Source organism: Cedecea sp. B1(4) (assembly GCF_059414925.1).
The window spans coordinates 181754-196480 of the sequence record NZ_JCAHMZ010000004.1; the positions used below are offsets into that span (position 1 = coordinate 181754).

Below are 14727 nucleotides of genomic sequence, written 5' to 3' on the forward strand. Positions count from 1 at the left end.
CGAGCCGCCTCGAAATTTGCCAATCTGTCTGATTTTTCATCTGGGTTACTGTGCAGCCATCCAGTATGATCGGAGGGATGAGCAAGAGATAAACCCGGTCAAAGCCGGGAAAAGAAGCGCCCCCGAAGGGTGGTGGAACACCAGACGGGGGCTGACCACAACCGTTATACGAGGTAACAGCTATGGCTAATGCTGATAGTAACACACAGGCTCGCCCTGAAATCACTCCCCACGACCCGGCATTTGCGGGCGATCTCGCAACCTTGCTAGAAAAGCCGCAGGGCGCAGCGATGGATCTCTTCCAGGTGCTCGATATCTGCGAGCAATACGCAGAGTATTTACTTGAAAACCAGAATCAAACGGAACGCATGGCGCTCTGCGGCCGCCTGCTCGCCGGGCTGGAAGTCCTGAAAAGCGTACTCAAAGCCCCGCTGCCGGACTACCTGATAGAGAAGCTGACGCTCAAAGAGAGCGCAGCCAGCATCTGCTACAACCCGCTAGCCACCGACTCCGAACCGCTCCGCGAATACTGCGTGGCGTTAACCATCGTCCTGCTGAATCAGCAAGAATCCCCGGAGCAAAGGCAGCAGATGACCGGACTGCTGTATGAGTTGATCACCGTGCTGGCAGAAGATTTAAAGGCCCCGAGGTTTGTTCGCTCGTTGGATGGTGGTTTGGCGATGCTCCAGGGCGGGGCTTTGAATTTGGTTCATTGTTGTTTTGGTTGGATGGTTGCCTTCCCCCTAGTGGGGGAGGGCTGTTTGTTGAGGAAGAGGGGCTATGAGCGAGAAGTTGACAGACTGGCTAGCAACAGACTCATAATTTACTTAATAAGAATATTAAAGTTTTTTATTATGCTAGAGTTAATTATACAGAAGTGGAATGTGTCAATTTTTCAAATCAAATGTTTATAATATCAATAATATCAATGCCAGAAAGCTCATTAACACATAAAACAGTACTATTTGGATAAATTGACTCCAATGCAAGTTTTCTTTGGTGATGATTCTTTATATAAACATTATGCACAATTACTTTATAATTTAAGCTTTGTTGTAAAATGCCCATAATAGTACAATCATCTACTCTTGCATCTTTTCTTTTTTTAATGGTTATATCACGTCTCTTGGCTAATGTGCTATAGTAATTTTCGATGATGCTATCTCTATGTGAGTTGTATATATTTAAACCACTAGTGGTTCTCAAATCTAAAATTTCAAAATCACATGCTTTAATTTTAACCTTTATTATACAGATATCATTGTGTTTGTGTTTGTTTTTAGACCATTCTATTGCATTTTTAAAAGGGTCTGCTATACCATCTGTAAAAAAATATACGCCGTGTCCTAACCAATCTTCATTTGAATGACTCAAATTGAATCCATTATTTATTATAGACAGCATAGCACTCGTTGTGGTACCGTGATAACAGACAAATTCATTCAAAGTTAACATCTTATGCTTACCTATTATATTCTCACTGCAGTGGTTATACTTATATTGGCTATTGTACTATATAAAATGAAACCGAAATATATTTATTATTCTTTTTTATTTTACAAGAAAAAGATAAGCCAAGATAAGAATTTATTTGGTAGGTGCATTCAGTATGTGGCTACCATTTTTTTGTTTACAGTTCTATATTTTTTTATAGAATATGTTCCGTTCTCAGATTTTATCGGCAAGATTATGCCATTATTGCCAGATTATGTTAGCACTCTTTTTCTTTCACTGAAGGGAAAAGGTGCTTCAATAACAATCATACTCGCATTAATAGAGTTTTTTATTTTGTTATTTTTGTTTGTTATTTTTTCTCAAATGCCATTGCCATCAAAAACTAAAATAGTTAACGAGTTGAGCGTGGGTAAAATTCTGAGTTATAAGAATATAAATCTATATTCATATTTCGGTTCTATAGAAGATGCAAGGAATATCCAAGTAATTGTGACATCTGAGAATAGTGATTTGGAATTGGCCAGTTTATCAAGCACATCAATATCTGGTAGAGTGAGGAATATGGCATCATCAAAGGATGATGTTGGGAAAATTATATCTGATCCATTGCATGAAAATATTGTTCATTTTAAAAACATGAACAACAAACATAATGATTTTAATCTTGGTACATGTGTTTCTTCGCAACCTTTGAAATTAAAAGAGTATGGTGTTAAGTGTGTTATTCATGCAGTTGCAATCAAAAAAAATAGGGATAACACAATAAGTTATAGTGTTGACTCAATAAAAAAAATAATTTCCTATTCAATAAAAAATTGCATCAACAACTCTTTTGAGAGTATTTTTATTCCTATCTTTGGTATAGGAAGCGCTCAACAAGACCCTACCAGTTTAATTTATAAACAGTTGGAATTAATAAAATATGTATTAGATCATGATTTAAGGCATGCCGCATCTACTTTAAATTTGAATATTTACTTGGGCGTTTATCGCGAGTTGGATTATTTATTTTTAAAAAAATCAGCAATAAAAATATTTAGGTGATATATGATAACTGGATATACGTCTGGAATTTTTGATCTTTTCCATTCAGGCCACAGAAATTATTTACTAGCTTGTAAGGAGTTATGTGACTTTCTAATTGTCGGAGTCGATTCTGATTATAGAGCAAAAATATTAAAAGGTGATGCCAGACCCATCGACGATTTATTAACTCGCCTAAAGTACGTTAGCGTTTATTGTGATTACGCGTTTGAGAAAATAGGAAAATCTGATGTATACATCAACAAATATCACCCTGATATTTGTTTTCGCTCTAGCGATAACATGATGAAGATTCACAAAAAAGATAACAAAATCATATGTATTCCTTATACCGAAGGGATATCGACATCTATATTAATATCGCAATATCTCTTGCGGAATTGATATTCAATAATGTTTTATTAAATTTATGGATTGCTGTTTTAGAAATTAAAAATAAAACAGATGATAAGTTTTTGTGATTTCGTAAATAAATAAACTCATAAGTCCACTTGAATTTAATAGCATCATAAATAACCACAACCTAGTTTTAAACTTTTTAATAGCATTAACGTCTGTTATTGGCTGTGAGTTGAACCGATGGATGCAATACATTGATTGAGCCGCTCTGCAGGTGATTCATAGTCTAGCATTTTTCTCGACATCTCGTTGAACTGTCTGGCAACACTGTTTAGTCTTTGTTGGCTGTGAACTGATAAGTCAGTTCCTTTTGGAAAATACTGTCTGAGCGATCTGTTTGTATTTTCATTGGAGCTGCGTTGCTAGGGAGGTTGAGGAGCACAGAAATAAATCTGAATGTCTGTCGCTACAGTAAATCGGGTGTGACTGGTCATCTCAGCCCTCTCTCCAATGTTTATATTTTATAAAGCTCAATAGGTGATTCCCGGGCTTGTCTGATGAGTGCAGATATAACAGCTATGGTCTTGTTGTCTCTGATTTTGACCAGCATAATTGACCCTGCCCCAAAATCCTGCTCCATTCAGAAACAGAATTCTGGCATGATGACCACTCCCCTGAGCGGAGGTTGTGCCGATGAAAAAGTCGCGATTCACCGAAGAGCAGACTGTTTTTGCCCAACGGATCAGCCGCAGCTCTTTCCGCTACCGCTCTGTGGCGGCAGACGACAGCGCGCTCCGCCTTCGTATCAAGGAGATCACTGAAACCCGGGTCCACTATGGCTACCGCAGGGGTCACGTCAGGTTGCCTATTTATCCGTTTCGTAATGTTATCAGAAGCCCTATTGGCAGGCATCAGTTGTCGTTTGAGCCGTATTGCCTACGCCGTTGTCTGACTGATCTCTGTTTTCTCCCCCCATTAAGAATGCTCAGACATACTGTTTGGTACGACTGCAATAGTACGGTGCAACCTCAGTAAGGTTCGTTTCAGAAAGGCTGAATTTATAGGTTTTTCGCTTGTGCCCTTTTGCGAAAGCAACTGTTCTTCTAGTCTCCTCTGCATCATTTAGTGCACTCTGAATACGTTGGACAGTCCAGCCATCACGTAAGTAACACAGCGGAGATACTGGCCCCTTAAATGAAAGAAGACGTTGAATTTTTTCTTCCTCACTAATTCCTTCGGTTGGCCAGAATTTCTGAATGTCTACTTGAACCTTCTTCTGTTCCGGATAAATAAACAACGGAGAGACAAGTTCCAGTGCTTTCATGGTGAGCCAGAGATACTCTTTCTCTCCGGTATGGCAGAAGTTGCAGGCCCACTGGTAGACATTCTTGATATTGGCCAGAGAACATGGAAGTTCAAGACAATCAATTGACTGCAACTCTTTCAGAATACGCGAGAAAGGTAGTTCTCTTGAGGTATGTATTGTTTTTTCATCTTGAATTATTTCATATTTTTCAAACCCTATGATGCTTCGTAGCTTCAGCTCTAGTGCTGCACGCAGCTTGAACGGGATGGAATATGTATCAAAGACTCGTCCGGCAATTTGATCGATCGTCTTATATGTGTTCGAAAGTAAAGGTGAAACAGCGAGGTGATAAAAAGCGTTTTCAGCAATCCTCGTCTGGCCAAATGACATCATATTCATACCTAGATCAATGTCATTAAGCGTCGTAAACTGAACTAAATCATCGAGGAATAGTTTTATCAGTACCTGATGGTCATCTTCATGACACACCAGTCCGAATAGTGTTGAGTGGGGTTGCAGTGATGATAATTTCTCCGCCTGTTCAGCCATGATTGCCACTTGCAGAGACATATCTGTGCGTAGTGCAATCTTATCCGGGAATACATCTGCTAATCCCTTTCTTGCCTGTGTATCTATTAAATTAAGAACTTCAATACATGCCGTAAGCGTTTTTAAAAGATCACTGGTTTGTATAGTCATTCTGGCTCCATTGTTGTTGTAATTTTGTACTATTAATTTTCAGGAACATTCGTTTCTAGCAGGGCTAAGGTAATGAAAGACAAGTACCTGAAGATAAGACACATTTAATGGTAAGGAATGTTTAAAAACTACGCTAGCTGTGAAATATTTTTTGATCTCTAAACTGATGCCAAGCAGGCTGTTGTCGAGTTCATTCCGTACATCTGAGCAAACCCAAACTACCCCAATCCCCCACCCACCACCAGCCCCTAAAACTCACAGTTGCCCTTTCCCCGGCGATTGGCTAGTATCGCTCCAGCTTCTCGCAAGTCGTAAACGTTAACGTTATCCAACGTACATATTCTCCCCGGCATTCGGGGTAATTGTACTTGGGTAATATCATGGCACTGTTTGCATCTCCCCTTGTTTCATATCGCAAGCCTCACGTTCTGGGTTTTATCCTCTATTTCATTGTCGGCCTGGTCGACGGCGCGATTGTGCCCTTTTTCCCGCTTTGGGCGCAGCAGTCTGCGGCTATTCCGGTGGAGTTTATTGGCCTGCTGTTCGGCTGCTATGCCGGGGGCGAGCTGCTGGCCGCGCCGTTTATTGGCGGCATTGCCGATCGCGTGGGCAGAAGGCCCGTTTTGATTATTTCGGCGACCGGCGTCGGGGCGGGGTTTATCGCGCTGTTCTTTGCGAACGGCGTCTTTGCGGCTGCCGCCGTGCTGATCGTTATTGGACTGTTCGAATCCGTGCTGCACCCGACCATCTATACCGTTGTGGCGGACGCCACGCCAGCCTCGGAACATCGCCGCCAGTTCAGCATCATGCGCGTGTGTTCTGGGGCGGGCGCTATAGCCGGGCCACTGCTGGGCACGGTGCTGGTGCAAAAGGGGTTGGGCTACGTCTTTCTGGCCGGAGGTTCGGTGATGGTGATCGGTGGTTTGATGCTGACGATCTCTCTGGCGGAAACGCGTCCGCTGGCCGCTGGAGTGGACGATGAGGCCGATGATGAAGAGGGACTCAGCGCGCTGCTGCCCGCGTTCCGGGACCGCCGCCTGGCCGGGCTGCTGATTTGGGTGCTGCTGCTGGGCGTCGCCGGGAGCTGGGTGGAGGCCGTTATGCCGCTGTACGCCAGCAATCAGATGGGAATGAGCGCCGCCAGCATTGGTTATCTGTTCGCGTTTGGCGCGGGGATTAATACGGTCGGCCAGCTGGCTTTAACGAAGCTGTTTGCCCGACGCTCTGCGATGTTCATCACGCTCAGTGCGGGTTTGGCGCTGATTACTGCCTTTGTTTTGCTATTGGCACATCCACACGTCGTCACGCTGGTGATGGCAGTCTGCCTCTATTCGCTGTCCCAGATGATGACCGGCCCGCTGATCCCGACGGCGGTGAACAAGTTAGCCCCGGCGCGGTTACGCGCAACATATATGGCGGCGCTTTCGGTAGTGAGCGATCTGCAGGGCTCGGTGGGGCCAGCCACCGGCACGGCACTGTTCGCGCTGGCGTTTACGTTGCCGTGGGCGGTGGGTATTCCGCTGGTCGGGCTGGCGGTGACCGGACTCGGGTTGACGCTCGCCGCCGGGGAAAAACCGGCTACTCGTTAACGCTGCGCAGCCAGGCTTCGACCTGCTGGTAATCCCCCCGGAAGACGATCTGGTCGGCTTTCTGGCTGAGCTGATAGCGGTACATCGGGTCGTAATACTCTTTCAGCAGCGGCGACAGCCAGGCCAGATGGCCTTCGCAGGAGCCGGTTTTCCGCTGGGTTAATAAGGCTTCGTCCAGCCTGGCGGTGAACTGCTGGAAGCGTTCCATGCCCAGGCGGCGGCGGATGGCAAACAGGCCGTGGTGCAGGTATTCGGCGTAATCGCGCCACGCGGTTTCTTCCTCGCTGACGGATAAAAACGCCTCGCTCATCTGGCGGAAGTATTCGTTTTTGAGGCGCTCCAGCCGCAGCTCGAACGGATCGTCGATGGCCACAATCGGCGAGCGCAGCATCTGTTCTCTGAAGGCTTCGGGAATATGGCGGGAGCCAATCATCCGGCCCTCATCTTCCACAACCAGCGTTTTTGGCTCGGTCGGGCTGATTTTCAGCAGGGTGGCGGCGAGATTGTTTTCGAAGCTGGCCTGAGAAGGCTGGGCGACAATCGTGCGGCCAAACGACGAGCCGCGATGGTGCGCCAGGCCTTCAAGGTCAATGCCCGTCGGCAGCGTGCGGATCAGAATAGTTTTGCCACAGCCGGTGTTGCCGCTGACGATAATCATCGGCCACTGAGAACGGGTTTCAATCACCTGCATGGCGTGCTGGCGCAGGGCTTTGTAGCCGCCGGTCACCAGCGGGTACTCGAGGCCGTTGTCCCGCAGCCACTGCTGGACGATGTGGCTGCGCATCCCGCCCCGGGCACAGCATAAATAGCCTGTCGGCTGCTGGCGGCAGCTCTCCAGCCAGCGTTCGATTCGGCTGGCTTTTCGCTCGCCGCTCACCAGCCGGTGCCCCAGTTCGACGGCGGCCTGCTGGCCCTGCTGCTTATAACACGTCCCGACCTGCGCGCGCTCGTCGTCCAGCATCAGCGGTAGGTTATGGGCAGCGGGCATTGAACCCTGAGCGAACTCTACCGGGGCGCGAACGTCAATCAGCGGGATGTCGTTGAGCAGCAGGCGGTCGTAGTCCTGCGTGTTGGGGCGTTTTTCCATGGCATAACCTTAGTCTGAAGCGGCGAAACGGGGGAATTGTGCGCTTCTGGTCGGGCAAAGGAAAGGGGAAGGGGGAAAATGGTCTGACCCTCTAAAGTCAAACAGAGGGTCAGATGAGGTGCGGTTTTACTTCACCAGTTTGCTCTGCGCCCAGGCAATGCCGCTGGCGTATTCGGCCGGGAGCAGGGGAACCAGAGCTTCCAGCGAGGCGCTCAGGCGGCCGGTGTCGCTGTCGTTCAGGTTGAGATGCCCGACTTTGCGGCCCGGACGAACTTCTTTGTCGTACCAGTGCAGGTGCACCAGCGGCAGCTTCAGCCAGGCATAGTTCAGGTCGGTGCCTATCAGGTTCACCATCACCGACGGGGCATTAACGACAGGCTGCGGCAGCGGCAAATCCACGATGGCGCGCAGGTGCAGCTCGAACTGGCTGATTGAAGCGCCGTTTTGCGTCCAGTGCCCGCTGTTGTGTACGCGCGGGGCCAGCTCGTTGATCAGCAGGCCGGCTGGCGTGACGAAACACTCCATCGCCATCACCCCGACGTAGCCCAGCTCGTGCATGATGGCGGTGAGCATGGTTTCGGCCTGGCGCTGCTGTTCGGCGTTAGCCTGTGGGAAGGCAACGCTGGTGCGCAGAATGCCGTCCTGGTGCAGGTTGTGAGTTAGCGGGTAGAACACCGTGCTGCCGTCGTGGCCGCGCGCGCCTACCAGAGAAACTTCGCCGGAGAAGTTAATGCCCTGCTCGACGATGCATTCGCCGTAGCACTCTGCCGGCAGCTGGTCGGTTTCATCGGCACGTAAGCGCCACTGGCCGCGGCCATCGTAGCCACCCACGCGGCGCTTCACGATAGCCAGAGAGCTCAGCTTACTGAACACGTCCTGCCATTCGTGGCTGCCGGAAAGCAACTGCCACGGCGCGGTGGCTAGGCCGAGCTTATCGAACAGCTGCTTTTGCGTCAGGCGGTCGGCGATGATCGGGAAGATATTGCGGTTAACGAAGGCGTTATGGCGCGCCAGTTCGCGGGTGAGCGCGGTTTCCGGCCAGCGCTCAATCTCGGCGGTGATCACGCTTTGGGCGAACGGCACGGCTTCCGGCTCGGCGTCCAGCCCGACAGGGTAAACGGCGATGCCCAGCGGCTCACCGGCCTGGCGGAGCATGCGCCCCAGCTGGCCGTTACCTAAGACACAGACGCGCTTCATGCTTCACTCCGTGGGTCCGGATTATCCAGCACTTCGTCGGTCTGGGTTTGACGCCAGGTTGCCAGGCGCTGGCTCAGGTCTGCGTCATGCAGGGCCAGGATCTGCGCGGCCAGCAGGGCGGCGTTGGCGGCTCCGGCTTTACCTATGGCCAGCGTGCCGACCGGAATGCCGCGCGGCATCTGGACGATAGAATAAAGGCTGTCCACGCCGCTAAGAGCAGCGCTTTGGACCGGCACACCCAGCACCGGGACCAGGGTTTTCGCGGCCAGCATACCCGGCAGGTGCGCTGCGCCCCCGGCTCCGGCGATGATCACCTGGTAGCCATTGGCTTCGGCCTGCTCGGCGAAGCTGAAAAGCTTATCCGGCGTGCGGTGGGCGGAGACGACTTCGACATGGTGAGGGACATTCAGGGCGGTAAGGATTTCAGCGGCGAACTGCATGGTGGCCCAGTCACTTTTGGAACCCATAACAATGGCGATACGCGCCGGGGTGTGCTCAGAAGACATGCGTCTCAAAACTCCTGTGGGTGTGCAGACATCATCGGGCGACGGGCGCCCGTATCAGAAGGGCTCAGAGAATAGCACGAACTTCCGGCAAGGAAAACGGTTGCGTGGTTAACGAATCGGCAAAAAAGCGGGCTTTTAGGTCAGAAAGGAAAATGAATCAGTTCGACGTTTTCCGGCGTGACTTTTATCATCGACCCTTCTTTATGCCATGCGCCTAACACGCAGCGGAAAGCGGGTTGCCCGTTAGCCTCAAGTTCGTGAATCGCCGGGCGATGGGTATGCCCATGAATCAGCCATTGAACATTGTGGCGGGTGAGGGTGTCGACCACCGCCTGCGGGTTCACATCCATGATCTCCAGCGACTTCATATTATTCGCCGCCTGGCTGTCGGCGCGCATACGGTCGGCGATACGCTGCCGAATAAACAGCGGCAGGGCAAGGTAGAGCTTCTGCAGCCACGGCTGATGAACCTTGCGGCGAAACGCCTGGTAGCCTTCGTCGTCGGTACACAGCGTGTCGCCGTGCATGATCAGGATTTTGCGGCCATAAATATCGAGGAGTTTTTCTTCCGGCAACAGCGTCATGCCGCTGGCTTTGGCGTAGCGCTTGCCGAGTAAAAAGTCCCGGTTGCCGTGAATGAAATAGCAGGGAATGCCGGCATCAACCACCGCTTTAATCGCTGCGGCGATTTGCTGGTAGAGTGGCTCCGGGGCGTCGTCGCCAATCCAGGCTTCGAACAGGTCGCCAAGGATGTAGAGCGCATCCGCCTGGCGGGCTTCACCGGATAAGAAACGCAGAAAACCGGCGGTAATCGCCGGTTCTTCTGGGCAGAGGTGTAAATCTGCAATAAACAGCGTCGACATTATTCGCTGACGGTCACGCTTTCGATAATAACGTCTTCTTTCGGTACATCCTGGTGCATACCGCTGCGGCCGGTGGAAACGGCTTTGATTTTCTCAACCACGTCCATCCCTTCGACCACTTCTGCGAACACGCAGTAGCCCCAACCCTGCAGGCTTTCGCCGCTGAAGTTCAGGAAGTCGTTGTCGGCAACGTTGATGAAGAACTGTGCGGTAGCAGAGTGCGGAGCCTGGGTACGAGCCATTGCCAGCGTACCGCGGGTGTTTTTCAGGCCGTTATTCGCTTCGTTCTGAATGGTGTCTTTGGTCGCTTTCTGCTTCATACCCGGTTCGAAACCGCCGCCCTGGATCATAAAGCCGTTGATCACACGGTGGAAAATGGTGTTGTTGTAGAAGCCTTCGCGGCAGTAGTCCAGGAAGTTTTTAACGGTAACAGGCGCTTTATCATCAAAAGTTTTGATGACGATGTCGCCGTGATTAGTGTGAAAAGTAACCATGCTTGCATCCTATGAGTGTCAGAGAGTACGGCGGCAAACGGTGCCGTCGTACCAGCACGCTGTTATAGCATAACGCTACATCATAGTCAGTAATGCAAAGCAGACTGCCGTCGGGGAAAATAATCGGGTAAGATAACCGGGAGTATTCTTCCACACGCTTACATGGAATCCCCTGATGTTAAAAATATTTAATACACTGACTCGCCAAAAAGAGGAATTCAAACCTATTCATGCCGGAAAGGTAGGCATGTACGTGTGTGGTATCACCGTTTACGATCTCTGTCACATCGGCCATGGCCGTACTTTTGTTGCGTTTGACGTGGTGGCGCGCTACCTGCGTTCCCTCGGCTATGAGCTGAACTACGTGCGTAACATCACCGACATCGACGATAAAATCATTAAGCGCGCCCATGAAAATGGCGAAGACTTTGTGGCGCTGGTCGACCGCATGGTCGTCGAAATGCACAAAGATTTCGACGCGCTGAACATTTTACGCCCGAACAGCGAGCCGCGTGCGACCAAACACATTCCGGAAATCATCGAAATTGTTGAACAGCTGCTGGCCCGCGATCACGCTTATGTGGCAGAAAACGGCGATGTGATGTTCTCGGTGCTGACCGACCCGAATTATGGCCTGCTGTCTCGCCAGGATCTGGATCAGCTTCAGGCGGGTGCGCGCGTGGACGTGGTTGACGTGAAGCGTAACCCAATGGACTTCGTGCTGTGGAAAATGTCCAAGCCAGGCGAGCCTGCGTGGACTTCTCCGTGGGGCGAAGGTCGCCCGGGCTGGCATATCGAATGTTCCGCCATGAACTGCAAAGAGCTGGGTAACCACTTTGACATTCACGGTGGCGGCTCCGATCTGATGTTCCCGCACCACGAGAACGAAATCGCGCAGTCTACCTGTGCCCACGACGGCGAGTACGTCAACACCTGGATGCACTCCGGGATGGTGATGGTTGACCGCGAGAAGATGTCCAAATCGCTGGGCAACTTCTTTACCGTGCGTGACGTGCTGAAGTATTACGACGCGGAAACCGTGCGTTACTTCCTGATGTCCGGCCACTACCGCAGCCAGCTCAACTACAGCGAAGAGAACCTGAAACAGGCTCGCTCTGCGCTGGAGCGCCTGTACACCTCGCTGCGCGGCACCGACAGCAATGTCGCACCAGCCGGGGGCGAAGCCTTCGAAGCCCGCTTCCGCGAAGCGATGGACGACGACTTCAACACCCCGGAAGCCTACTCCGTGCTGTTCGATATGGCCCGCGAAGTGAACCGCCTGAAAGCGGAAGATCTTGCGGCGGCAAACGGACTGGCAGCGGCGCTGCGTAAGCTCTCTGCAATTCTGGGCCTGCTGGAGCAGGATCCGGAGCAGTTCCTGCAGGGCGGCGCGCAGGCGGACGACGGCGAAGTGGCGGAAATCGAAGCGCTGATCAAGCAGCGTAACGATGCGCGTCAGTCGAAAGACTGGGCGCTGGCGGACCAGGCGCGTGACCGTCTGAACGAGATGGGCATTGTGCTGGAAGACGGCGCGGGCGGCACGACCTGGCGTCGTAAGTAAGGTTTAGAACGTGAAAAAGCGGCTCAATGAGCCGCTTTTTTTATGGCTGGCCGCTGTGGCGCGGCCTTATTGGCAGGTGCTTTATTCTGGTGCTGAGGTGCGAATCAGGTAATCAAACGCGCTCAGGGAGGCTTTCGCGCCTTCGCCCGTCGCGATGATGATCTGTTTGTAAGGCACGGTGGTGCAGTCGCCCGCGGCGAATACGCCTTTGACGGTGGTTTCGCATTTCGCGTCGATGATAATTTCACCCATGCGGTTGCGCTCCACGCTGCCTTCCAGCCAGGTGGTGTTCGGCAGCAGGCCGATCTGGACGAAGATGCCGGCCAGGGCAACGTCATGCACGCTTTCGGTCACGCGGTCTTTATACTGCAGGCCGGTCACTTTGCTGCCGTCGCCTTTCACTTCCAGCGTCTGCGCGTTCAGCACGATGTCGACGTTTTTCAGGCTGCGCACTTTGTTCTGCAGTACCTGGTCAGCTTTCATTTCTGGGGCAAATTCCAGCAGGGTGACGTGCTCGACGATACCCGCCAGGTCAATGGCCGCTTCCACGCCGGAGTTCCCGCCGCCGATGACCGCCACGCGCTTGCCTTTAAACAGTGGACCGTCGCAGTGTGGGCAGTAGGTCACGCCTTTGGTGCGATACTGATCTTCACCCGGCACGTTCATGTTGCGCCATTTTGCGCCGGTCGCCACGATAATGCTGCGCGCTTTCAGCGTGGCGCCTGATGCCGTTTGGATCTGGTGCAGGCCACCTTCGGTTTTCGCCGGGATAAGTTTGCTGGCGCTTTGGGTGTCGATCACGTCCACGTCATAGTCGTCCACGTGGGCTTTCAGCGCGCCCGCCAGTTTCTGACCTTCGGTTTTCGGCACGGAAATGTAGTTTTCGATATCCACGGTATCCAGTACCTGGCCGCCGAAGCGTTCACCCATCAGGCCGGTACGGATGCCTTTACGCGCCGCATAGACTGCCGCCGCCGCGCCCGCAGGGCCGCTGCCGACGATCAGCACGTCATAAGCTTCACGCTGGTTGAGCGCTTCCGCCGCGCGTTTTTCTGCGCCGGTATCAATTTTGCCCACGATTTCAGCCAGCGTCATGCGGCCCTGACCAAACTCTTTGCCGTTCAGGAACACGGCAGGCACGCCCATCACGTTGCGTTCCTGAATTTCATTCTGGTAAACGCCGCCGTCGATAGCGGTATGGGTGATGCGCGGGTTCAGCACGCTCATCAGGTTCAGCGCCTGCACAACGTCCGGGCAGTTGTGGCAGGAGAGGGAATAATAGGTTTCAAAATGGAAGTCGCCGTCGATCTCACGGATTTGCGCCAGCAGATCCTGAGATTCTTTGGACGGGTGACCGCCGACCTGGAGCAAGGCCAGCACCAGGGAAGTGAATTCGTGACCCAGCGGGGAGCCGGCAAAGCGCGGGCCCTGGCTTGAGCCTGGGTTAGTGATTAAAAACGACGGTTTGCGCACCGGCAGGTCGTTATTAATGCTGAAAGAAACTTTGTCGGATAACTCAGCGATGTCTGCCAGCAGTTCTTTTACTTCAGAGGATTTCGCGCCGTCGTCCAGCGTGGCAATCAACTCAACAGGTTTCGTTAGTCTCTCAAGATAAGCTTTGAGCTGGGTTTTCATTGTTGTGTCGAGCATGGTCAGTCTCCCTGGTGGCGAGAAAAAAACGGCTACCAAACGAGTAGCCGTAAAATAAAAGAGGGTAACGCGGGTAAAACTTAGATTTTGCCGACCAGGTCCAGAGATGGAGCCAGAGTCGCTTCGCCTTCTTTCCATTTAGCCGGGCAAACTTCGCCTGGGTGAGAAGCCACGTACTGAGCAGCTTTCACTTTACGCAGCAGGTCAGACGCGTCACGGCCAATGCCTTCGGCGGTCACTTCGATAGCCTGGATGATGCCCTGTGGGTCAACCACGAAAGTAGCGCGGTCTGCCAGACCTTCGTCTTCACGCATGTTTTCGAAGTTACGGGTCAGCGCGCCGGTTGGGTCGCCGATCATCGCGTATTTGATTTTAGCGATGGTTTCAGAGCTGCCGTGCCACGCTTTGTGGGTGAAATGGGTGTCGGTAGAAACGGAATACACGTCTACGCCCAGTTTCTGCAGTTCTTCGTAATGGTCAGCCACGTCGCCCAGTTCGGTCGGGCAAACGAAAGTGAAGTCAGCCGGGTAGAAGAAGAAAACGCTCCAGCGGCCTTCGGTATCTTTTTCCGTAACTTCAACGAATTCGCCGTTTTTAAAAGCCTGGTTTTTGAATGGTTTGATTTTGGTATTAATTAAAGACATCTAAACTTCCTCCGTTTTGCGATGGGAGAAAGGTACCGAATTTTGAGCTGCGTCACTAATGGGTAGGCTTTATTGAATCAAGAGGTATTTCCTAACAGCTTTGCTGCGGGCATAAAAAAGGCCACCCGTTGCGGGGGTGGCCGGTGTTGCGCGTTACAATTCCACTTTAAAAAATTATAACAGCGGCGAAATTACAGCACTTTAGCGTTAAAAAGGTCAATTCCCCGGTTCGTTGTAGTAGCGATGGTTGTAATCGTTGAAAACTATTAAAGGTCATCAGTCCTAAAATTCGC

Annotated in this window: 14 protein-coding genes and 1 pseudogene; 5 read left to right on the top strand and 10 right to left on the bottom strand. The window is 51.4% G+C overall.

What is annotated here, in order from left to right; translation table 11 throughout:
- Nucleotides 1–182: 182 nt before the first annotated feature.
- Nucleotides 183–914, top strand: coding sequence for a hypothetical protein (locus ACR6JA_RS10460; RefSeq protein ID WP_494492709.1), 732 nt, complete (start codon nucleotides 183–185; stop codon nucleotides 912–914).
- On the opposite strand, the gene ACR6JA_RS10465 is transcribed toward ACR6JA_RS10460, so the two are convergent.
- A complete protein-coding gene (locus ACR6JA_RS10465; RefSeq protein WP_494492710.1) occupies nucleotides 901–1455 on the bottom strand; it encodes a hypothetical protein in 555 nt (184 codons plus the stop codon). The genes ACR6JA_RS10460 and ACR6JA_RS10465 overlap by 14 nt on opposite strands.
- A 156-nt stretch (nucleotides 1456–1611) precedes the next feature.
- On the opposite strand from ACR6JA_RS10465, the gene ACR6JA_RS10470 reads away from it, so the two are divergent.
- Both ACR6JA_RS10470 and ACR6JA_RS10475 read left to right on the top strand, forming a co-directional pair.
- Nucleotides 1612–2499 carry a hypothetical protein gene (locus ACR6JA_RS10470; RefSeq protein WP_494492711.1) on the top strand — a complete coding sequence of 296 codons (888 nt, stop codon included), beginning with the start codon at nucleotides 1612–1614 and terminating at the stop codon, nucleotides 2497–2499.
- Nucleotides 2500–2502: 3 nt separating this feature from the next.
- Entirely contained in the window at nucleotides 2503–2883 is a 381-nt protein-coding gene (locus tag ACR6JA_RS10475; RefSeq protein WP_494492712.1) for an adenylyltransferase/cytidyltransferase family protein, read from the top strand.
- 173 nt (nucleotides 2884–3056) lie between these two features.
- On the opposite strand, the pseudogene ACR6JA_RS10480 reads toward ACR6JA_RS10475, so the two are convergent.
- A pseudogene (locus tag ACR6JA_RS10480) lies at nucleotides 3057–3451 on the bottom strand (IS30 family transposase); the annotation flags it as partial.
- Nucleotides 3452–3823: 372 nt separating this feature from the next.
- Nucleotides 3824–4843: a hypothetical protein gene (locus tag ACR6JA_RS10485; RefSeq protein WP_494492713.1), complete on the bottom strand. Its 1020-nt coding sequence runs from the start codon at nucleotides 4841–4843 to the stop codon at nucleotides 3824–3826.
- Nucleotides 4844–5223: 380 nt separating this feature from the next.
- Here ACR6JA_RS10485 and ACR6JA_RS10490 point away from each other — a divergent pair, with 380 nt between their 5' ends.
- On the top strand, nucleotides 5224–6432 hold the full coding sequence (locus tag ACR6JA_RS10490; protein WP_494492714.1) for an MFS transporter: 1209 nt from the start codon (nucleotides 5224–5226) through the stop codon (nucleotides 6430–6432).
- Here ACR6JA_RS10490 and mnmH read toward each other — a convergent pair.
- The 5 genes from mnmH to ppiB all read right to left on the bottom strand — a co-directional run bounded on the left by mnmH (nucleotide 6422) and on the right by ppiB (nucleotide 10579).
- Nucleotides 6422–7519 carry a tRNA 2-selenouridine(34) synthase MnmH gene (gene mnmH, locus ACR6JA_RS10495; protein WP_494492715.1) on the bottom strand — a complete coding sequence of 366 codons (1098 nt, stop codon included), beginning with the start codon at nucleotides 7517–7519 and terminating at the stop codon, nucleotides 6422–6424. The two genes, ACR6JA_RS10490 and mnmH, sit on opposite strands and share 11 nt — an antisense overlap.
- A gap of 126 nt (nucleotides 7520–7645) precedes the next feature.
- Complete coding sequence (gene purK / locus ACR6JA_RS10500; protein ID WP_494492716.1) at nucleotides 7646–8716, bottom strand: 5-(carboxyamino)imidazole ribonucleotide synthase; 1071 nt, start codon at nucleotides 8714–8716, stop codon at nucleotides 7646–7648.
- Nucleotides 8713–9222 (bottom strand): 5-(carboxyamino)imidazole ribonucleotide mutase, encoded by a 510-nt coding sequence (purE, locus tag ACR6JA_RS10505; RefSeq protein ID WP_038480306.1) that lies wholly within the window; start codon nucleotides 9220–9222, stop codon nucleotides 8713–8715. The genes purK and purE overlap by 4 nt, the downstream gene beginning before the upstream one ends.
- 140 nt (nucleotides 9223–9362) lie before the next feature.
- A complete protein-coding gene (lpxH, locus tag ACR6JA_RS10510) occupies nucleotides 9363–10085 on the bottom strand; it encodes a UDP-2,3-diacylglucosamine diphosphatase (RefSeq protein WP_494492717.1) in 723 nt (240 codons plus the stop codon).
- Entirely contained in the window at nucleotides 10085–10579 is a 495-nt protein-coding gene (gene ppiB / locus ACR6JA_RS10515; RefSeq protein ID WP_008460206.1) for a peptidylprolyl isomerase B, read from the bottom strand. Before ppiB ends, lpxH begins: the two co-directional genes overlap by 1 nt.
- A 175-nt stretch (nucleotides 10580–10754) precedes the next feature.
- Between ppiB and cysS the strand changes: the two genes are divergently transcribed.
- Entirely contained in the window at nucleotides 10755–12140 is a 1386-nt protein-coding gene (gene cysS / locus ACR6JA_RS10520) for a cysteine--tRNA ligase (protein ID WP_213716875.1), read from the top strand.
- A gap of 81 nt (nucleotides 12141–12221) precedes the next feature.
- Here the strand turns inward: cysS and ahpF are convergent, their stop codons facing one another.
- Together ahpF and ahpC are read right to left on the bottom strand one after the other, a co-directional pair.
- Nucleotides 12222–13790, bottom strand: coding sequence for an alkyl hydroperoxide reductase subunit F (ahpF, locus tag ACR6JA_RS10525; protein ID WP_085542494.1), 1569 nt, complete (start codon nucleotides 13788–13790; stop codon nucleotides 12222–12224).
- A gap of 80 nt (nucleotides 13791–13870) precedes the next feature.
- Nucleotides 13871–14434 carry an alkyl hydroperoxide reductase subunit C gene (gene ahpC, locus ACR6JA_RS10530; protein ID WP_008460202.1) on the bottom strand — a complete coding sequence of 188 codons (564 nt, stop codon included), beginning with the start codon at nucleotides 14432–14434 and terminating at the stop codon, nucleotides 13871–13873.
- Nucleotides 14435–14727 lie beyond the last annotated feature (293 nt).